This window comes from Pseudomonas bijieensis (assembly GCF_013347965.1).
Lineage (GTDB): Bacteria > Pseudomonadota > Gammaproteobacteria > Pseudomonadales > Pseudomonadaceae > Aquipseudomonas > Aquipseudomonas bijieensis.
Genome location: NZ_CP048810.1, coordinates 4,901,248 through 4,921,294, shown reverse-complemented (window position 1 = coordinate 4,921,294; position 20,047 = coordinate 4,901,248). Strand labels below are relative to the sequence as shown.

Below are 20,047 nucleotides of genomic sequence, written 5' to 3'. Positions count from 1 at the left end.
CCCTCTACCCTGGGACAACGGCAGCCGATCGAGTGTACTCCAGCGTCTCCTCCGGATTCACGAAAAGATGGCATTTGGCCTGATACCAAACTGATACCGGACTGACACCGCTCTGGACTGTCCGGTTATCCCGCGCCTCCAGATACTCGCTCCCATCAATTGGCACCCAGTTGACACAAACCTGAACGATGAGAGAAAGGCGATGAACGATGGACTGAAGGGCAACGCAGGCGACGAATTGCGGGATATCGGCGGTTCGCAACTGCTGGGGCGTGGACTGAACCGGCTCGACTGGGCCGACGACAGCAAGGAGTGCCAGAAGGTTGGTGATACCGAGTCAGGCAAACGCGCCGTGCCGTACCGGAAAACGGCCTACAACGTGGGGAAAAACGTCACCATGTCCACGGTCGTGGCCAACGACAATTTCTCGACCGAGACGTTTTCCTCCCGCGACGAATACGAAAAGCATACCCGGACCAGTGTCGAGGCCTCCGGCAAATATGGCGCCTTTTCCGCCGGCTTCAAAGCCACCTTCGGCAGCGACATCAAGACGCTCGAAGAACGCGAAGCCGCGCTCTACAGCCACACGGTGCGGTTATGGAAACTGACCTTCGAAGTCAACCCCGCCAATGCCACTGAAGCGTTCAAGAAGCGTGTCGATGACCTGCCCAAGACCTTCGATCCAGGCAACCCGACGCCGTTCTTCAATTTTCTCGTCGATTTTGGCGTCGATATCATCAGCGAAGTGACCGTCGGCGGCTCGCTGAACTATGCGATGACTGCCCTCAAGCACTTCCTCAGCCAGGCCAACACCCTCGATGCGATGGTCAAGGCCGAATACGGCGCATTCGTCAGTGGTAGCGCGACGACGTCGATCTCGGAAACGGTCAAGAAAAACATCGCCCATCGCAACGCCAACCTGACCACCCAGGGAGGCACGCACGCTATCGCTTTCAACGCAGTGGACCCCAGCAATTGCAACGCGGAGTTCGGCAAATGGCGTGAATCGCTGCCCGACGATCCGACGGTGGTGGAGTTGAAAATCGCGCCGGTCTATCGCTTCGTCAAGGAAGGCGAGACCCGTTCAGCCCTGGAGCAAGCCTACCAGTGGTACACCAGCTACAAAGCGGAAATTGAAGGGACTTGGCAAGAGTCGGTGGTTGTCCTCGGCCGCTCCGGACGGCAAACCACCCCCAAGGGCACGGCAACCGGCCCGGCATTGCGAATGGTGTTCGTCGACAACAAAAGCAAGGAAACCAGCGATAGCTTTCACTACCCACCTGCAGCGACTGCGTCTGCCACGGAGTTTGACCAGTTCTGGGATGCACTGGCCCTGCTGCTGAGACAAAAAAGCGGGCATAAATTGCTCCTGGCCACCGAGCGCTGGCCGCGCGACTCACGCTACTACCCGGGGTACGCCATGCGTGAAGCCCTGCTGTCCAATGGCGCCAGTGAGGTTTCACTCAAGCGCTGGGAAACGCTGACCAAGCACATGCAACCCAACCCGTTGTCCGGCCTGACCTATGTACTGGCGGGCAATGACGTCGAGGCGCCCGGTGTCGATGGACTCATTGCCGGTTTTGGCCAGGCGGGCAAGGATCTCAACCCGACGGTGAAGATCAAGGCGCGTCTTGCCCACGACTCGTTCGGCAAGGTCAAGCTGGTCAAAATGGATAAGACCGAGGAAGACCCTCGCACCGCCTTGTACATCGTGCGTAACAATACCGGCGACAAACCGGCACTGGCGGTCGATTCGCAAAACAAAACCCGTATTGCCATGCAAACGCCCGACAGGCACAACCCCGGGCAATTCTGGTACATGCCCGAGCTGGAAAAACCTTATCCGGAAATCAACCACCCGGTCCTGTTGATCAATTACGAGACGGGGGCCTGTTTGCAGGGCATGCACGACCAGGGCGACTGCCGGCTCAAGCCCATCGAGCCGGGTCGCCAACAGGACGATGTCATTTGGGACCGGCGCGGCGATGAGGTGTTTCACCTGTTGATGGTCTACTACTGGATGGACGCTTTGTGCCTGACCCAGGTTGAAAAGCGCGCCGCCGTCCGGCCTTGGCGCCAGCCTCACGGCATGGATTGGTTACGCGAGCCGCATCGTCCGTATAGTTGATAGCCGATAGTTACCCCCTGTAGGAGCGAGCTTGCTCGCGATAGCGGTGGTTCAGCGTGCTTCAATGTTGAATGTGCCGCCGCCATCGCGAGCAAGCTCGCTCCCACAGATTCATGATTTGATTGACTGGTATTGGGCGACAGAACGCCCTTCCTCTAGCCCTCTTGCGTGCGTGGTCCCTATCCGATGCAAGTCTTCAACTGTGTCCCCTTTATCGGCGACGGCGTGGAAACAGCGCTCGATCCCCGTCGCTTCCCCTATCTGTTCAACGATCATGGGTTGGCACAGCCGAGTGCCCAGGTGCGTGGCAACCTGATCCCGCTCAACCCCGAGAACCCGGCCCTGTCCCTGGGCACTCGCTACTCCGGCATCAGTTGGAGGGACCGTGAGGTTCCCACGAGCACCGGTTCCTACTGGATCAAGACGTTCGATTTCCACGCCAGCGAAGTGCACTACGAACCGATCTGGGCAACCCGGGAAACGGCGCAAGCCTTCGGCATGACCCTGCTCGGCAACGGCGAATGCCTGCACTTCGAGTACGACCAACTGATCCTGGGCCAATACACCTACGGCAAATGGGCCGGCCACCAATCGCCCTACCTGGGCCCGGCGCGCCAGCGCGAACTGCTGACCTACAACCCGACCGACCTTGAATACCACAACTTTCCCCACGCGTTTTTTTCCCGCTACGGGCGCTTGCCGCTGGTGATCAGCGTCGCCCGCTGGCGGCCCGCGTCGAGGGAGATTCATTTGGCCGACCTATGGGTCAAGCCCGGCGATGCGCTGGTCCTGCCGCCCAAGCATTACCCTGACATTGCTCCCAGTGACGCCCTTGGCGTCGAAAACTGGCCGGCCGTCGTGGACATGCATGGCAATCGAAACTCGGCATTGGCCTGCTGGTTCGGGGACGGTGAGGACTGTTTGCTGACGGAGACGATCCTGGCCAATTCAACCTTGATGAACTCCCCCCAGGGCAAACCGCACTATCACGAAGAGAAGACGCCGACGCGGCATGAGTTGCCAGCCAATTATCGTCCTTGAAAGGCGTGGGCATGGGACAAAACAGCCCCCGGGGCTTACGCGCCCTGGGGCCATGGTGATTTTTACTAGGCATATTTGAGCAATAACGATAAGAATGGCCAGGTAGCGTCCCCCCAAGAGCCAGCCGCATGAAACGCACTCCCCCGTCGCGCCTGGTCTGCTCCCCGGGCCCGACCGACACCGTCGCATCGGCACCACCGCATCCCCCCACCTGGGATTACCCAAGCGAAATCCCCAGGACGGGATACCTGGGTACCATGTTGTACACCGTGGCGTTATTGCTTGCCTTGCCGCTCTACGGGTTGGCGGTGTTATCGATCAACCTGTTCTACGACGGACGAGGCCTGCCGAGCATTCATACAAAAGTGCTTGAAGACCCTCTGGTCTTGACGCTCATGTTCGTCAGCGCATTGGTGGCCATGGGCGTCATTCGCTGGCTCGCCGCCGGGCCTGAAGTGCTCGGCTTCTGTTTTGACGAAGACCAGCAATGCCTCACCTTCACCCAACGGCGCCCGGCCCGAGAAGCCAGCGAAGTATGTGTGCCATACAGCGCCATCCACTCCATCAGGCCCTACATGGCGAATGCTTTCGCCAATGGCTGTCACTTTGAGGTGTGCTTCGCCGGGGACAATGGCAAGCCGATCGAACGTCGATTTTGGGTGCATGTACCGGTGCAGGACATGGCGTTCCATGCCGCGTGGTTGAGGCAATCAGTTGGCGAGAGGATGCATGAAGTCGTGGTCTTGGATTTGTGAGCGGCCGAAGTTGCCCATTTCTCAAACCACGAACATACCTGCCTGTGCCAAATGCCCAATAAAAAGCCCCAAGCGCAGAACGCTTGGGGCTTTTCAGGAAACTACCTGGGCAATTCCCAAGTAGGAATCAGAACGGAATATCGTCATCAAAGCTGTCGAAATCCGGAGCCGGTTGCGGCGCGGCCTGTTGTGGGGCCGGGCGTTCGCGTTGTGGCTGTGGAGCGGACTGCGGACGAGGCGCCTGCTGACGCGGAGCCGACTGCTGGTAGTTGTTGCCACCTTGTTGCTGGTCGCCCTGTGGACGGCCACCCAGCAGTTGCATGGTGCCTTGCATGTCGACCACGATTTCGGTGGTGTAGCGCTTGATGCCGTCTTTTTCCCACTCGCGGGTCTGCAGCTTGCCTTCGATGTACACCTGCGAACCCTTGCGCAGGTATTCGCCGGCGATCTCGGCCACCTTGCCGAACATCGACACGCGGTGCCACTCGGTCTTCTCGACCTTCTGGCCGGTCTGCTTGTCGGTCCACTGTTCGCTGGTCGCCAGACTCAGGTTGGTCACGGCGTTGCCGTTGGGCAGGTAGCGAACTTCAGGATCCTGGCCGCAAGTACCGACCAATATGACTTTGTTAACCCCACGGGCCATAACGTTCTCCTAGGCTTCGCACGTGGTCGGGGCCGGGTTGTTCACCAGGCGCTCGAGCGTCGCGCGATCCAATAATTCGGTGTCGAGTTTGATATACACGGCCGCCTCGTCGGCGACCACCACTGCATCGGTTACTCCAACGACGGCCTTCAGACGCTCGGTCAGGCCAGCCTCACGAATCGCCTCGGGCGATAAGGGCAAGCGCAGGCTCGTCACATAGGGAGGTTCGCGCATGGTAACAGCAAAGGCCAGCCAAAGTGCAGCCAGCGCGGCACATCCCAGGAACACAACCGACAAACCGCCATGCTGGAACAGCCAGCCACCGAGGATCCCGCCCAGTGCCGAGCCGAGGAACTGGCTCGTGGAGTAGACCCCCATCGCCGTACCCTTGCCGCCCGCCGGGGAAACCTTGCTGATCAGCGAAGGCAGCGAAGCCTCCAGCAGATTGAACGCGGTGAAGAACACTACGGTGCCAATCACCAGGGCCCGCAGGCTATCGCCGAACTGCCAGAAGAATAGCTCAGTGAGCATCAGCGTCACGACGGCGCCGAGCAAAACTCGTTTCATTTTGCGTCGTTTCTCGCCATAGATGATGAAGGGAATCATGGCGAAGAACGAAATCAGCAGCGCGGTCAGGTAGACCCACCAGTGCTGCTCCTTGGGCAGGCCGGCCTTCTCGACCAGGGCCAGCGGCAGGGCTACGAAGCTGGACATCAGCATGGCGTGGAGCACAAAAATACCCAGGTCCAGGCGCAACAGGTCCGGGTGCTTGAGCGTCGGGATCAACGCCTGGCGCGCCACCCCGGATTCCCGGTGCTGCAACGGCCCGGTGGCACGCGGCACCATGAACGCGACGATCAGGATCCCTACCAGCGCCATGGCCCCGGTCGCCAGGAACAGGCCCGACAGGCCAAAGGCACGGGTCAGCAAGGGACCGACCACCATGGCCACGGCGAACGACAGGCCGATGGTCATGCCGATCATGGCCATGGCCTTGGTCCGATGTTGTTCGCGGGTCAAGTCTGACAACAGCGCCATGACGGCCGCGGAAATGGCCCCGGCGCCTTGCAGGATTCGTCCGGCGATCACGCCCCAGATCGAATCGGCATTGGCCGCCAGCACACTGCCGAGGGCGAAGACGATCAGCCCCAGGTAGATGACCGGACGTCGGCCGATGCGGTCGGAAATGATCCCGAACGGGATCTGGAAGATCGCCTGGGTCAGGCCATATGCGCCAATCGCCAACCCGATGAGGGCCGGGGTCGCGCCCGCCAGGTCCATCCCATAGGTCGCCAGCACCGGCAACACCATAAACATGCCCAGCATACGGAAGGCGAACACCAGGGCCAGACCGCTTGCTGCGCGCGTCTCGCCGCTACTCATGCGTTCGCTGTGGGGATCTTGCATGGAAAAACCTCATGTGAACCGGCGGCGATTCTACCAGTCCCATCGATTGAGAGGGTATATGGCGACCGTTTGCCGCGCAGTCTTCATGTATGGCTGCAAACTCACTTTCAATAGTGTGCATCCATCCAGTATTTGCCCGTATACTCCTACGTTTTCGACGCCCGCCGAGCGAGGCCACTTTGGACAAGATCCTGATTCGTGGGGCCCGTACCCACAACCTGAAGAACATCGACCTGACCCTGCCACGGGACAAGCTGATCGTCATCACCGGCCTGTCCGGATCCGGCAAATCATCCCTGGCCTTCGACACCTTGTATGCCGAAGGCCAGCGACGTTATGTCGAATCGCTGTCGGCCTACGCCCGGCAGTTCCTGTCGATGATGGAAAAACCCGACGTCGATACCATCGAAGGCCTGTCGCCGGCGATTTCCATCGAACAGAAGTCGACCTCCCATAACCCCCGGTCGACGGTCGGTACCATCACCGAGATCTACGACTACTTGCGCCTGCTGTATGCGCGCGTCGGTATTCCCCGTTGCCCCGATCACGACATTCCCCTGGAAGCCCAGACCGTCAGCCAGATGGTCGACCTGGTGCTGGCCCAGCCGGAAGGCAGCAAGCTGATGCTGCTGGCCCCGGTGGTTCGCGAGCGCAAGGGCGAACACCTGATGGTCTTCGAAGAACTGCGCGCCCAGGGTTTCGTGCGGGCCCGGGTCAACGGCAAGCTCTGCGAGCTGGACGAACTGCCGAAGCTGGATAAACAGAAGAAGCATTCGATCGATGTGGTGGTCGACCGCTTCAAGGTCCGGGCCGATCTGCAACAGCGGCTGGCCGAGTCCTTCGAGACCGCGTTGAAGCTGGCCGACGGCATCGCCCTGGTCGCACCGATGGACGACGAGCCTGGCGAAGAAATCATCTTCTCCGCACGCTTCGCCTGTCCGATCTGCGGCCACGCCATCAGCGAACTGGAACCCAAGCTGTTCTCCTTCAACAACCCGGCCGGCGCCTGCCCGACCTGCGATGGCCTGGGGGTCAAGCAGTTCTTCGACACCAAGCGGCTGGTCAACGGCGAGCTGACCCTGGCCGAAGGGGCGATTCGCGGCTGGGACAGGCGCAACGTCTATTACTTCCAGATGCTCGGTTCGCTGGCGGCCCACTACAAGTTCAGCCTGGACAAGCCGTTCAACGAGCTGCCCGCCGACCAGCAGAAATTCATCCTGCAGGGCAGCGGCTCGCAGAATGTCGACTTCAAATACCTCAACGACCGCGGCGATATCGTCAAACGCTCCCATCCGTTCGAAGGCATCGTGCCGAACCTGGAACGACGCTACCGCGAGACCGAGTCGGCCAGCGTGCGCGAAGAACTGGCCAAGTTCCTCAGCACCCAGCCCTGCCCCGATTGCCGAGGCACCCGTCTGCGCCGCGAGGCGCGGCATGTGTGGGTCGGTGAAAAGACCCTGCCGGCGGTGACCAACCTGCCGATTGGCGACGCCACCGATTATTTCGGCGGCCTGAAACTGACCGGTCGTCGTGGCGAAATCGCTGACAAGATCCTCAAGGAAATCCGCGAACGCTTGCAGTTCCTGGTGAACGTCGGCCTGGACTACCTGACCCTCGATCGCAGCGCCGACACTTTGTCCGGCGGCGAAGCCCAGCGCATCCGCCTCGCCAGCCAGATCGGCGCCGGCCTGGTGGGGGTGATGTACATCCTCGACGAACCGTCCATCGGCTTGCACCAGCGGGACAACGACCGGCTGCTCGGGACTTTGAAGCACTTGCGGGACATCGGCAACACGGTGATCGTGGTCGAGCACGACGAGGACGCCATCCGCCTGGCCGACTATGTGGTGGACATCGGCCCGGGCGCTGGCGTGCATGGCGGGCATATCGTTGCCCAGGGCACCGCTGCCGAAGTCATGGCGCATCCTGATTCGCTGACGGGCAAGTACCTGTCGGGCCGGGTCAAGATCAAGGTCCCGGCCAAGCGCACGCCGCGCAACAAGAAGCTGTCGCTGACCCTCAAGGGTGCTCGCGGCAACAACTTGCGCAATGTCGACCTGGAAATCCCGATCGGCCTGCTGACCTGCGTTACCGGAGTGTCCGGCTCCGGCAAGTCGACACTGATCAACAACACCCTGTTCCCCCTCAGCGCCACGGCCCTGAACGGCGCCACCACCCTGGAAGCTGCCGCCCACGACAGCATCAAGGGCCTGGAGCACCTGGACAAGGTGGTCGACATCGACCAGAGCCCGATTGGCCGCACGCCGCGCTCCAATCCGGCGACCTACACCGGGTTGTTCACGCCGATCCGCGAACTGTTCGCCGGCGTGCCGGAGTCCCGTTCAAGAGGCTACGGGCCGGGGCGGTTCTCGTTCAACGTCAAGGGCGGGCGCTGCGAAGCCTGCCAGGGCGATGGCTTGATCAAGGTGGAAATGCACTTCCTGCCAGACATCTACGTACCGTGCGATGTGTGCAAGAGCAAGCGCTACAACCGCGAAACCCTGGAGATCAAGTACAAGGGCAAGAACATCCACGAAACCCTCGAGATGACCATCGAGGAAGCCCGGGTGTTCTTCGACGCGGTGCCGGCCCTGGCGCGCAAGCTCCAGACGCTGATGGATGTGGGCTTGTCGTACATCAAGCTGGGGCAGTCGGCGACGACGCTGTCTGGCGGCGAGGCCCAGCGGGTCAAGTTGTCCCGCGAGCTGTCCAAGCGCGACACCGGCAAGACCCTGTATATCCTCGATGAGCCGACCACGGGCCTGCACTTCGCCGATATCCAGCAGTTACTCGATGTGCTGCACCGCCTGCGCGACCATGGCAATACCGTGGTGGTGATCGAACACAACCTGGATGTGATCAAGACCGCTGACTGGCTAGTGGACCTGGGACCGGAAGGCGGCTCCAAGGGCGGTCAGATCATCGCGGTAGGGACGCCGGAACAAGTGGCCGAAATGAAGCAGTCCCACACCGGGCACTACCTCAAGCCGCTGTTGGAGCGTGATCGGGACTGATTTCACCCGAGCACGAAAAAGCCCCTGTCATCTCACCGATGACAGGGGCTTTTGGTTTTTCGGTGGGAGCGTCAGAACTGCGATTGCAGGTAGTTTACCAACCCGATCAGCTTGATCAGGCCCAACTGCTTCTCCAGCCAGTAGGTATGGTCTTCTTCGGTGTCGTTGAGCTGGATCCGCAGGATCTCGCGAGTCACGTAGTCATTGTGCTGCTCGCAGAGCTCGATGCCTTTGCACAGCGCAGCGCGGACTTTGTACTCCAGGCGCAGGTCGGCGGCGAGCATGTCGGGCACCGTGGTACCGACATCCAGGTCATCGGCACGCATGCGTGGTGTGCCTTCGAGCATCAGGATCCGACGCATGAGTGCATCGGCGTGTTGGGTTTCTTCTTCCATCTCGTGGTTGATACGTTCGTAGAGCTCGGTAAAACCCCAATCCTCGTACATCCGCGAATGGATGAAATATTGATCACGGGCTGCCAGTTCGCCTGTCAGCAACGTGTTGAGGTAATCGATTACGTCTGGGTGACCTTGCATCGCCCTACATCTCCACAAGCTTTTAAAGGTTGTAGTTTGAACCAAGCTGACCGCAAGGTCACGACCTCAACGCAATAAAAGCGAAGAAAATCCGAGAAAACCGGGCTAAATAACGCAAAAACCGCCCTAATGAGGGCGGTTCTGCTTCTCGTTTAGACTTAGTTCAGCGCTACGCCCAAGGCTTTTGCGATGCCTTCCCCATAGGCGACATCCGCCTTGAAGAAATGCTGCAACTGACGGTCAACGACATCAGCCGATACACCGGCCATCGCACCGGCGATATTACTGATCAGCAGGGCTTTCTGCTCATCGTTCATCAGGCGGAACAACGCACCGGCGTAGCTGTAGTAATCGGTGTCTTCACGATGATCGTAACGGTCCGCAGCGCCACTGAGGGCCAGTGCCGGCTCCGCGTAACGCGGGGCCTGCTTCGGCGTCTCCACATAGCTATTAGGCTCGTAGTTCGGTGCCGCCCCGCCATTGCTGCCAAACGCCATCGCGCCGTCGCGCTGGTAGGTATTGACCGGGCTGCGCGGCGCATTCACCGGCAATTGCTGGTGATTGGTGCCCACACGGTAGCGGTGCGCATCGGCGTAGGCGAAGACACGACCCTGCAACATGCGATCCGGCGAGAGGCCAACCCCTGGCACCATATTGCTAGGGCCAAACGCCGCCTGCTCGACTTCGGCAAAGTAGTTCAGCGGGTTCCGGTTGAGTTCGAGCTCACCGACTTCGATCAACGGAAACTCTTTCTGCGACCAGGTCTTGGTGACATCGAACGGATTTTCGTAATGCGCGGCGGCTTGGGCCTCTGTCATGACCTGGATGCAGACGCTCCATTTCGGGAAATCGCCGCGCTCGATGGCATTGAACAAGTCACGCTGGGCGTAATCCGGGTCGGTACCCGCCAGGCGTGCCGCTTCAGCCGGAGCCAGGTTCTTGATCCCTTGCTTGGTCTTGTAGTGCCACTTCACCCAGTGGCGCTCACCCTGTGCATTGATCAGGCTGTAGGTGTGACTGCCGAAGCCATGCATGTGGCGGTAGCCATCTGGAATGCCGCGATCAGAGAACAGAATGGTGACCTGATGCAGCGCCTCAGGAGAGTGCGACCAGAAATCCCACATCGCCTGGGCGCTTTTCAGGTTGCTTTGCGGCAGACGTTTCTGGGTATGGATGAAGTCCGGAAACTTCAACGGATCACGGATGAAGAAAACCGGCGTGTTGTTGCCGACGATGTCCCAGTTGCCTTCCTCGGTGTAGAACTTCAGGGCGAAACCGCGCGGATCGCGTTCAGTGTCGGCCGAACCACGCTCGCCACCCACGGTGGAAAACCGCAGGAAGGTGGGTGTCTGCTTGCCGATCGACTCGAACAACTTGGCGCTGGTGTACTGGGTGATGTCCCGGGTAACGGTAAACGTGCCGTAGGCGCCCGATCCCTTGGCGTGTACGCGACGCTCGGGAATGTTCTCGCGGTTGAAGTGAGCAAGCTTCTCGATCAGGTGAAAGTCGTCGAGCAGCAACGGGCCACGCGGGCCGGCGGAACGAGAATTCTGGTTATCGGCGACAGGAGCGCCGCTGGCGGTCGTAAGCGTTTTGGTCTGGCTCATGCTCAATCTTCCTAGGTCGGTCTTCAAACTGCCGGCTAATCGGCTGGAAAGGAGTATTGATCATGTTAGTGACAGTATCCAAATTCATTAAATCATGGACATCGATAGTCATTATCTAATGCTGAATACTTGCTGATAGCCAAGCCAGGCGAAACGGCTGCCTACTTTTCTATCGGGCACAAAAAACCGGGCACTAGGCCCGGTTCTTCGTTACAGACTGTCGTCTTACTCGGCGCTTACAGCTTCGCCAGCAGTAGCACGATCAACCAACTCGACGTACGCCATAGGCGCGTTGTCGCCAGCGCGGAAACCGCACTTGAGGATGCGCAGGTAGCCACCCTCACGGGTAGCGTAGCGCTTGCCCAGGTCGTTGAAGAGCTTACCAACGATAGCTTTCGAACGAGTACGGTCGAAAGCCAGACGGCGGTTAGCCAGGCTATCTGTCTTGGCCAGAGTGATCAGCGGCTCAGCAACGCGACGCAGTTCTTTGGCTTTTGGCAGAGTAGTTTTGATCAGCTCGTGCTCGAACAGCGACACCGCCATGTTTTGGAACATGGCCTTGCGGTGCGAGCTGGTGCGGCTCAGGTGACGACCACTTTTACGATGACGCATGGTTCATTCCTTACCAAACACAACGTTCGGTGATTACGACGATCAGGCAGTCGCCTTGTCGTCCTTCTTAAGACTTGCAGGCGGCCAGTTGTCGAGGCGCATGCCGAGGGACAGACCGCGGGAGGCCAGAACGTCCTTGATTTCAGTCAAGGATTTCTTGCCAAGGTTCGGAGTCTTCAACAGCTCTACTTCGGTACGCTGAATCAGGTCACCGATGTAGTAGATGTTTTCCGCCTTAAGGCAGTTAGCCGAACGTACAGTCAGTTCCAGATCGTCAACCGGGCGAAGCAGGATCGGATCGATCTCGTCTTCCTGCTCGACAACCACTGGCTCACTGTCACCCTTGAGGTCGACGAACGCAGCCAACTGCTGTTGCAGGATGGTTGCAGCGCGGCGAATAGCCTCTTCAGGATCCAGGGTACCGTTGGTTTCCAGATCAATAACCAGCTTGTCCAGGTTGGTACGCTGTTCGACACGGGCGTTTTCCACCACGTATGCGATACGGCGAACCGGGCTGAACGAAGAGTCAAGCTGCAAGCGACCGATGCTGCGGCTTTCGTCTTCATCGCTCTGACGCGAGTCGGCCGGTTCATAACCACGACCACGAGCTACGGTGAGCTTCATGTTCAGGGCGCCGTTAGACGCCAGGTTAGCGATTACGTGATCGGGGTTAACGATCTCGACATCATGATCCAGCTGAATATCGGCAGCGGTAACCACCCCCGAACCCTTCTTCGACAAGGTCAGCGTAACTTCGTCACGACCGTGCAGCTTGATAGCCAGACCTTTAAGGTTCAACAGGATTTCAATTACGTCTTCCTGTACACCTTCGATGGCGCTGTACTCGTGGAGCACACCGTCAATCTCGGCCTCGACTACTGCACAGCCGGGCATTGAGGACAACAGGATGCGGCGCAGCGCGTTGCCCAGGGTGTGGCCGAAACCACGCTCGAGAGGCTCGAGTGTGATCTTGGCGCGGGTTGGACTGACAACCTGCACATCAATATGGCGGGGTGTCAGGAACTCATTTACCGAAATCTGCATGGATGCACCTATTTTCTAGCCCTTACTTGGAGTAGAGCTCGACAATCAGGCTTTCGTTGATGTCGGCGGACAGATCACTGCGAGCAGGAACGTTCTTGAAAACGCCCGACTTCTTCTCAGTGTCTACTTCTACCCATTCTACGCGGCCACGTTGGGCACACAGATCGAGAGCTTGGACAATGCGAAGTTGGTTCTTTGCTTTCTCGCGAACAGCAACCACGTCACCAGCACGAACCTGGTAGGACGGAACGTTTACGGTCTGACCGTTAACGCTGATCGACTTGTGCGATACCAGCTGACGGGATTCGGCACGAGTAGAACCGAAACCCATACGGTATACAACGTTGTCCAGACGGCATTCGAGCAGTTGCAACAGGTTTTCGCCGGTTGCGCCTTTCTTGCCAGCTGCTTCTTTGTAGTAGCCGCTGAATTGACGCTCGAGAACGCCGTAGATACGACGGACCTTCTGCTTTTCACGCAGTTGGGTGCCGTAGTCGGACTGGCGACCGCGGCGTTGGCCGTGGATACCAGGTGCTGCTTCAATGTTGCACTTCGATTCGATCGCGCGCACGCCGCTCTTCAGAAAAAGATCGGTGCCTTCGCGACGAGCGAGTTTGCATTTTGGACCAATGTAACGAGCCATTCTTTACAATCTCCTGGATTACACGCGGCGCTTCTTCGGCGGACGGCACCCGTTGTGCGGGATTGGCGTCACGTCGGTGATGCTGGCGATCTTGTAGCCACAGCCGTTCAAAGCGCGGACTGCGGATTCACGACCTGGACCTGGACCCTTGACGTTAACGTCGAGGTTTTTCAGGCCGTATTCCAGCGCAGCTTGACCAGCACGCTCAGCAGCTACTTGAGCAGCGAACGGGGTGGACTTGCGGGAACCGCGGAAACCCGAACCACCGGAGGTAGCCCAGGAAAGAGCGTTACCTTGACGGTCGGTAATGGTCACGATGGTGTTGTTAAAAGAAGCATGGATGTGGGCGATGCCATCAACCACTGTCTTTTTAACTTTTTTACGAGGACGAGCAGCAGGTTTTGCCATGATTAAATTCCTGTCGATTCGCTGGGGCGATTACTTGCGGATCGGCTTACGCGGACCTTTACGGGTACGCGCGTTGGTCTTGGTACGCTGACCGCGTACTGGCAGACCACGACGATGACGCAGACCGCGATAGCAACCGAGGTCCATCAAGCGCTTGATTTTCATGTTGATTTCGCGACGCAGGTCACCTTCAGTGGTGAACTTCGCCACTTCGCCACGCAGCTGTTCAATTTGCTCGTCGCTCAGATCCTTGATCTTTGCCGCTGGGTTGACCCCAGTCACTGCACAAATTTTCTGTGCAGTAGTGCGACCAACACCATAGATGTAGGTCAGCGAGATAACAGTATGCTTGTTATCTGGAATGTTGACGCCTGCAATACGGGCCATTCAGTGGGACTCCAATTGACAGCTACCTACGCCCCGGAAGCCAAGAAATAGGGCGCGAGATAATATCGCTGTAATAACAAATAATCAACCCGGCAGCGCACTAGCTGCCGGGCTTAAAGCACAATCACACTCAGCCTTGGCGCTGTTTGTGACGCGGTTCCGCGCTGCAAATTACCCGAACAACACCTTCGCGGCGAATAATCTTGCAGTTGCGGCACAGCTTTTTCACCGATGCACGAACTTTCATCACCAACTCCTCGAACCTTATGGACGCTACTCAGCGCAACATGCCGCTGCCGTAGCCCTTCAGGTTGGCTTTCTTCATCAGGGATTCGTACTGGTGCGAAACGAGGTGCGATTGTACTTGGGACATGAAGTCCATCACAACCACGACCACGATCAGCAACGAGGTCCCGCCAAGGTAGAACGGTACGTTTGCCGCAACCACCAGGAACTGGGGCAACAGACAGACGGCCGTCATGTAAAGAGCACCGAACATGGTCAAGCGAGTCAGAACGCCATCAATGTAGCGCGCAGACTGCTCACCTGGACGGATGCCCGGAATAAAGGCACCGGACTTCTTCAGGTTTTCCGCTACGTCTTTCGGATTGAACATCAACGCCGTATAGAAGAAGCAGAAGAAAATAATCCCTGCACTAAACAGCAGAATATTCAACGGCTGACCAGGAGCGATCGACTGCGAGATGTCCTGCAACCAGCCCATACCTTCAGACTGGCCGAACCAGGCACCCAACGAAGCCGGGAACAGCAAGATGCTGCTCGCGAAAATAGCCGGAATTACACCGGCCATGTTCACCTTCAACGGCAAGTGGCTGGTCTGCGCAGCAAACACCTTGCGGCCCTGCTGACGCTTGGCGTAGTGAACAGCAATACGACGCTGACCACGCTCGATGAACACCACGAAACCGATAATCGCTACTGCCAGCAGACCGATGGCAACCAGGGCGAAGATATTGATATCACCCTGACGCGCAGACTCGAAAGACTGCCCGATCGCTCTCGGAAGACCGGCGACGATACCTGCGAAGATCAACATCGAGATACCGTTGCCTACACCACGCTCAGTGATCTGCTCACCCAGCCACATCATGAACATCGCGCCCGCCACAAAAGTGGTTACCGCAACGAAATGAAAGCTGAAGTCAGCAGTGAACGAAACGCCCTGCCCCGCCAAACCAATGGACATGCCAATGGCCTGGACGAGAGCGAGGACGACAGTGCCGTAGCGGGTGTACTGGCTGATCTTGCGACGGCCAGCTTCACCTTCCTTCTTCAACTGCTCCAGCTGCGGGCTGACGGCGCTCATCAGTTGCATGATGATCGATGCCGAAATGTACGGCATGATCCCCAGTGCAAAGATGCTCATCCGCTCCAGCGCGCCGCCGGAAAACATGTTGAACAAGCTAAGAATGGTCCCCTCATTCTGTCGAAACAGGTCCGCGAGTCGGTCCGGGTTGATACCTGGAACCGGGATGTGTGCGCCTATTCGGTAGACGATAATCGCCAGGAACAGAAAACGCAGACGAGCCCAGAGTTCAGACATACCGCCTTTGCCGAGCGCAGAGAGAGCACCTTGCTTAGCCATTTATTCCTCGAACTTGCCGCCAGCTGCTTCGATAGCCGCACGCGCACCTTTGGTGGCGCCGATTCCCTTTCCGATGGTGACAGCACGAGCAACTTCGCCCGACAGCATGATTTTCACACGCTGAACGTTCTGGTTGATCACGTTGGCATCCTTCAGGGACTGCACGGTGACGATGTCGCCATCCACTTTGGCCAGCTCGGACAGACGCACTTCTGCGCGGTCCATGGCTTTCAGGGAAACGAAACCGAACTTCGGCAGGCGACGATGCAGCGGCTGTTGACCGCCTTCAAAGCCTGGAGCAATAGTGCCACCGGAGCGGGAGGTCTGACCTTTGTGGCCACGGCCACCGGTCTTGCCCAAACCACTACCGATACCACGGCCCGGACGATGCTTTTCGCGACGGGAACCCGGCGCTGGACTCAGATCATTGAGTTTCATCGATTAACCCTCGACACGCAGCATGTAGTAAGCCTTGTTGATCATCCCGCGATTCTCGGGAGTATCCAGGACTTCTACAGTGTGACCGATGCGACGCAGACCCAGACCCTTAACGCACAGTTTGTGGTTAGGGATGCGGCCGGTCATGCTTTTGATCAGCGTAACTTTTACGGTAGCCATGATCAGAAGATCTCCTTGACGCTTTTGCCACGCTTGGCGGCAATGGATTCAGGAGACTGCATTGCCTTCAAACCCTTGAAAGTGGCGTGAACCACGTTTACTGGGTTAGTCGAGCCGTAGCACTTGGCCAGAACGTTCTGAACGCCAGCAACTTCGAGGACAGCACGCATAGCGCCGCCAGCGATGATACCGGTACCTTCAGAAGCAGGCTGCATGTACACCTTCGAAGCGCCATGGGCGGACTTCATTGCGTACTGCAGAGTGGTGCCGTTCAGATCAACCTGGATCATATTGCGGCGAGCAGCTTCCATTGCCTTCTGGATCGCAGCAGGCACTTCACGCGACTTGCCACGGCCGAAGCCAACACGGCCTTTACCATCACCCACTACGGTCAACGCAGTGAAAGTGAAGATACGGCCGCCTTTAACGGTTTTGGCTACGCGGTTAACTTGAACCAGCTTCTCGATGTAGCCTTCGTCGCGCTTTTGGTCGTTATTTGACATAACTTAGAACTCCAGCCCAGCTTCACGAGCAGCATCAGCCAGCGCCTTGACGCGGCCGTGGTACTTGAAGCCAGAGCGGTCGAAAGCCACCTGCGAGACGCCAGCGGCTTTAGCACGCGTAGCGACCAGCTGGCCAACCTTAGTGGCCGCGTCGATGTTGCCAGTGGCGCCATCACGCAGTTCTTTATCCAAAGTCGAGGCACTTGCCAGGACTTTGTTGCCGTCGGCCGAAATGACCTGGGCGTAGATGTGCTGCGACGAGCGGAACACGCAGAGACGCACGACTTCGAGTTCGTGCATTTTCAGGCGTGCTTTGCGAGCGCGACGCAGTCGAGTAACTTTTTTGTCGGTCATTTGCTATGCCCTACTTCTTCTTGGCTTCTTTACGACGGACGACTTCGTCCGCGTAGCGCACACCTTTGCCTTTGTACGGCTCTGGTGGACGGAAGTCGCGGATCTCGGCGGCCACTTGACCTACCAGCTGCTTGTCGATGCCCCGGATCAGGATATCGGTCTGGCTAGGAGTCTCAGCGGTGATGCCTTCCGGCAGTTCATAATCCACTGGGTGCGAGAAGCCAAGAGCCAGGTTCAGCACTGTGCCTTTTGCTTGCGCTTTGTAACCAACACCGACCAGCTGGAGCTTGCGCTCGAAGCCTTGGCTCACGCCTTGGACCATGTTGTTTACCAACGCACGAGTGGTACCAGCCATTGCGCGAGTCTGTTGATCGCCATTGCGAGCAGCGAAACGCAGCTCACCAGCTTCTTCAACGATCTCAACGGACGAATGGATGTTCAGTTGCAGAGTGCCCTTGGCACCCTTCACCGAAAGCTGTTGGCCTGCGAATTTGACTTCGACACCGGCTGGCAGCTTAACGGGGTTCTTAGCGACGCGTGACATGCTTATCCCCCCTTAGAACACAGTGCAAAGAACTTCGCCGCCGACACCGGCAGCGCGCGCAGCACGATCCGTCATCACACCTTTGTTGGTGGAGACGATAGACACGCCCAGGCCGCCACGAACTTTCGGCAGATCCTCAACGGACTTGTACTGACGCAGGCCAGGACGGCTAACGCGCTTCACTTCCTCGATGACCGGACGGCCTTCGAAGTACTTCAGCTCGATGGACAGCAGTGGCTTGATTTCGCTGCTGATCTGATAACCCGCAATGTAACCTTCGTCCTTCAGGACTTTGGCAACAGCTACCTTCAAAGTAGAAGATGGCATGCTTACGACGGACTTTTCAGCCATCTGGGCATTACGGATACGAGTTAGCATGTCCGCTAACGGGTCCTGCATACTCATGGGCTAGACGCTCCTAATACACAAAAAATTAGCCTTTCGGCTAGTACGTGTCGCCGAGCGCATCCGTGCAATAAAAACACGGGCTCAGGCGAGCCGGGTATTCTAGACACACCCCACAAATGAATCAAGCCCCAAAAGGGGCTTGATTCAAGTTCAAGGTCACCGACGGTCAGGATCTTGCGATCCCGAGCGCCGCGACTTTGACAGTGCTTACCAGCTGGCTTTAACCAGGCCTGGAACGTCACCACGCATTGCAGCTTGACGCAGCATGTTACGGCCGAGGCCGAACTTGCGGTACACGCCGTGCGGACGACCAGTCAGGCGGCAGCGGTTACGCATGCGCGAGGCACTTGCGTCACGTGGCTGCTTCTGCAGGGCTACGGTAGCTTCCCAACGCGCTTCTGGACTTGCGTTCAGATCAACGATGATAGCTTTCAGCGCTGCACGCTTGGTGGCGTACTTGGCAACGGTGAGCTGACGCTTCAGCTCACGGTTCTTCATGCTCTTCTTGGCCATTTTCCTACTCCAATCAGTTGCGGAACGGGAATTTGAAAGCGCGCAGCAGTGCGCGACCTTCGTCATCCGTCCGAGCAGTGGTGGTCAGGGTAATGTCCAGACCGCGGAGAGCGTCGATCTTGTCGTAATCGATTTCCGGGAAAATGATCTGCTCTTTAACGCCCATGCTGTAGTTACCACGACCATCGAAGGACTTGGCATTCAGGCCGCGGAAGTCGCGAACCCGAGGCAGGGAGATCGACAGCAGACGATCCAGGAACTCGTACATACGCTCACGGCGCAGGGTCACTTTGACGCCGATCGGCCAACCTTCACGGACTTTGAAGCCAGCGATGGATTTCCGAGCGTAAGTCACGACGACTTTCTGACCGGTGATCTTTTCCAGGTCAGCAACAGCGTGCTCGATGACTTTTTTGTCGCCGATCGCTTCGCCCAGACCCATGTTCAGGGTGATTTTGGTAACGCGCGGAACTTCCATCACGTTCGAAAGCTTAAGTTCTTCCTTAAGTTTCGGTGCGATTTCCTTCCGGTAAATCTCTTTTAGTCGTGCCATGGTCTTCTACCTAGCAGTGTTCAAGCATCAACCGCTTTTTGGGTCGACTTGAAGACACGAATTTTCTTACCGTCTTCTACTTTGAAACCAACGCGGTCAGCCTTGTTGGTTTCGCCGTTGAAGATGGCGACGTTGGAAGCGTGCAGTGGCGCTTCTTTCTCGACGATACCGCCCTGTACGCCCGACATCGGGTTAGGCTTGGTATGACGCTTGACCAGGTTCAGACCACCAACAACCAGACGGTTGTCAGCAAGAACCTTCAGCACCTTACCGCGCTTACCTTTGTCTTTGCCGGCGATCACGATGATCTCGTCGTCACGACGAATCTTTTGCATGTCGGATCTCCTTACAGCACTTCTGGGGCGAGCGAGACGATCTTCATGAACTTCTCAGTACGAAGTTCACGGGTCACTGGCCCAAAGATACGGGTGCCGATCGGCTCTTGCTTGTTGTTCAACAGAACAGCAGCGTTGCCATCAAAGCGGATGATGGAGCCGTCAGCACGACGGACGCCATGGCGAGTGCGGACTACGACAGCAGTCATCACTTGGCCTTTTTTCACCTTACCGCGAGGAATTGCTTCCTTGACGGTAACTTTGATGATGTCACCGATACCAGCGTAACGACGATGGGAGCCACCCAGCACCTTGATGCACATAACACGGCGAGCGCCGCTGTTATCGGCCACATCGAGCATGGATTGAGTCTGAATCATATAATTTC

25 protein-coding genes are annotated in these 20,047 nt (G+C 57.9%); 4 read left to right on the top strand and 21 right to left on the bottom strand.

All coding sequences use genetic code 11. From position 1 onward, the window contains the following. The first annotated feature begins 202 nt into the window (after positions 1-202). From GN234_RS21630 to GN234_RS21620, 3 genes are all read left to right on the top strand, one after another. A complete protein-coding gene (locus tag GN234_RS21630; protein ID WP_176689037.1) occupies positions 203-2,128 on the top strand; it encodes an MAC/perforin domain-containing protein in 1,926 nt (641 codons plus the stop codon). Positions 2,129-2,314: 186 nt separating this feature from the next. Further along, complete coding sequence (locus GN234_RS21625) at positions 2,315-3,169, top strand: hypothetical protein (protein ID WP_109756413.1); 855 nt, start codon at positions 2,315-2,317, stop codon at positions 3,167-3,169. A 128-nt stretch (positions 3,170-3,297) separates the two neighbouring features. After that, entirely contained in the window at positions 3,298-3,924 is a 627-nt protein-coding gene (locus GN234_RS21620; RefSeq protein ID WP_176689036.1) for a hypothetical protein, read from the top strand. 127 nt (positions 3,925-4,051) lie between these two features. On the opposite strand, the gene GN234_RS21615 is transcribed toward GN234_RS21620, so the two are convergent. Both GN234_RS21615 and GN234_RS21610 read right to left on the bottom strand, forming a co-directional pair. Continuing rightward, positions 4,052-4,567 carry a single-stranded DNA-binding protein gene (locus GN234_RS21615; protein WP_024778338.1) on the bottom strand — a complete coding sequence of 172 codons (516 nt, stop codon included), beginning with the start codon at positions 4,565-4,567 and terminating at the stop codon, positions 4,052-4,054. 9 nt (positions 4,568-4,576) lie between these two features. Beyond that, positions 4,577-5,974, bottom strand: coding sequence for an MFS transporter (locus GN234_RS21610; protein ID WP_109756411.1), 1,398 nt, complete (start codon positions 5,972-5,974; stop codon positions 4,577-4,579). Positions 5,975-6,153: 179 nt separating this feature from the next. On the opposite strand from GN234_RS21610, the gene uvrA reads away from it, so the two are divergent. Further along, entirely contained in the window at positions 6,154-8,988 is a 2,835-nt protein-coding gene (uvrA, locus tag GN234_RS21605; protein ID WP_109756410.1) for an excinuclease ABC subunit UvrA, read from the top strand. 71 nt (positions 8,989-9,059) lie between these two features. Here the strand turns inward: uvrA and bfr are convergent, their stop codons facing one another. The 19 genes from bfr to rplN all read right to left on the bottom strand — a co-directional run bounded on the left by bfr (position 9,060) and on the right by rplN (position 20,039). Beyond that, positions 9,060-9,524 carry a bacterioferritin gene (bfr, locus tag GN234_RS21600; protein ID WP_176689035.1) on the bottom strand — a complete coding sequence of 155 codons (465 nt, stop codon included), beginning with the start codon at positions 9,522-9,524 and terminating at the stop codon, positions 9,060-9,062. Positions 9,525-9,682: 158 nt separating this feature from the next. Next, positions 9,683-11,131, bottom strand: coding sequence for a catalase (locus GN234_RS21595; RefSeq protein WP_176689034.1), 1,449 nt, complete (start codon positions 11,129-11,131; stop codon positions 9,683-9,685). Between the two features lie 225 nt (positions 11,132-11,356). After that, the gene (gene rplQ / locus GN234_RS21590; protein WP_003176402.1) at positions 11,357-11,743 is read right to left on the bottom strand and encodes a 50S ribosomal protein L17; all 387 of its coding nucleotides are present in this window, start codon (positions 11,741-11,743) and stop codon (positions 11,357-11,359) included. 42 nt (positions 11,744-11,785) lie between these two features. Continuing rightward, entirely contained in the window at positions 11,786-12,787 is a 1,002-nt protein-coding gene (locus tag GN234_RS21585; protein WP_003186012.1) for a DNA-directed RNA polymerase subunit alpha, read from the bottom strand. 22 nt (positions 12,788-12,809) lie between these two features. Next, complete coding sequence (gene rpsD / locus GN234_RS21580) at positions 12,810-13,430, bottom strand: 30S ribosomal protein S4 (RefSeq protein ID WP_003176404.1); 621 nt, start codon at positions 13,428-13,430, stop codon at positions 12,810-12,812. Between the two features lie 18 nt (positions 13,431-13,448). Beyond that, entirely contained in the window at positions 13,449-13,838 is a 390-nt protein-coding gene (rpsK, locus tag GN234_RS21575) for a 30S ribosomal protein S11 (protein ID WP_002555466.1), read from the bottom strand. 30 nt (positions 13,839-13,868) lie between these two features. Next, positions 13,869-14,225 carry a 30S ribosomal protein S13 gene (gene rpsM / locus GN234_RS21570; RefSeq protein WP_003186020.1) on the bottom strand — a complete coding sequence of 119 codons (357 nt, stop codon included), beginning with the start codon at positions 14,223-14,225 and terminating at the stop codon, positions 13,869-13,871. Between the two features lie 130 nt (positions 14,226-14,355). Further along, positions 14,356-14,472: a 50S ribosomal protein L36 gene (gene rpmJ / locus GN234_RS21565; RefSeq protein WP_002555468.1), complete on the bottom strand. Its 117-nt coding sequence runs from the start codon at positions 14,470-14,472 to the stop codon at positions 14,356-14,358. 30 nt (positions 14,473-14,502) lie between these two features. Beyond that, positions 14,503-15,831, bottom strand: a complete 1,329-nt coding sequence (secY, locus tag GN234_RS21560; RefSeq protein WP_003186029.1) for a preprotein translocase subunit SecY — start codon at positions 15,829-15,831, stop codon at positions 14,503-14,505. Next, complete coding sequence (rplO, locus tag GN234_RS21555) at positions 15,832-16,269, bottom strand: 50S ribosomal protein L15 (RefSeq protein ID WP_003186032.1); 438 nt, start codon at positions 16,267-16,269, stop codon at positions 15,832-15,834. A gap of 3 nt (positions 16,270-16,272) precedes the next feature. After that, the gene (gene rpmD, locus GN234_RS21550; RefSeq protein WP_003186033.1) at positions 16,273-16,449 is read right to left on the bottom strand and encodes a 50S ribosomal protein L30; all 177 of its coding nucleotides are present in this window, start codon (positions 16,447-16,449) and stop codon (positions 16,273-16,275) included. A 2-nt stretch (positions 16,450-16,451) separates the two neighbouring features. Next, on the bottom strand, positions 16,452-16,952 hold the full coding sequence (gene rpsE / locus GN234_RS21545; protein ID WP_003186035.1) for a 30S ribosomal protein S5: 501 nt from the start codon (positions 16,950-16,952) through the stop codon (positions 16,452-16,454). Between the two features lie 3 nt (positions 16,953-16,955). Continuing rightward, positions 16,956-17,306 (bottom strand): 50S ribosomal protein L18, encoded by a 351-nt coding sequence (gene rplR / locus GN234_RS21540; protein WP_003186037.1) that lies wholly within the window; start codon positions 17,304-17,306, stop codon positions 16,956-16,958. Positions 17,307-17,316: 10 nt separating this feature from the next. Further along, entirely contained in the window at positions 17,317-17,850 is a 534-nt protein-coding gene (rplF, locus tag GN234_RS21535; RefSeq protein WP_053125864.1) for a 50S ribosomal protein L6, read from the bottom strand. 12 nt (positions 17,851-17,862) lie between these two features. Then, entirely contained in the window at positions 17,863-18,255 is a 393-nt protein-coding gene (gene rpsH, locus GN234_RS21530; RefSeq protein ID WP_017848802.1) for a 30S ribosomal protein S8, read from the bottom strand. 210 nt (positions 18,256-18,465) lie between these two features. Beyond that, positions 18,466-18,771, bottom strand: coding sequence for a 30S ribosomal protein S14 (gene rpsN / locus GN234_RS21525; RefSeq protein WP_003186042.1), 306 nt, complete (start codon positions 18,769-18,771; stop codon positions 18,466-18,468). Between the two features lie 13 nt (positions 18,772-18,784). After that, the gene (gene rplE, locus GN234_RS21520) at positions 18,785-19,324 is read right to left on the bottom strand and encodes a 50S ribosomal protein L5 (RefSeq protein ID WP_003186044.1); all 540 of its coding nucleotides are present in this window, start codon (positions 19,322-19,324) and stop codon (positions 18,785-18,787) included. 20 nt (positions 19,325-19,344) lie between these two features. Further along, positions 19,345-19,659, bottom strand: a complete 315-nt coding sequence (rplX, locus tag GN234_RS21515; RefSeq protein WP_003186046.1) for a 50S ribosomal protein L24 — start codon at positions 19,657-19,659, stop codon at positions 19,345-19,347. An 11-nt stretch (positions 19,660-19,670) separates the two neighbouring features. Continuing rightward, positions 19,671-20,039, bottom strand: coding sequence for a 50S ribosomal protein L14 (gene rplN, locus GN234_RS21510; protein WP_002555479.1), 369 nt, complete (start codon positions 20,037-20,039; stop codon positions 19,671-19,673). Positions 20,040-20,047 lie beyond the last annotated feature (8 nt).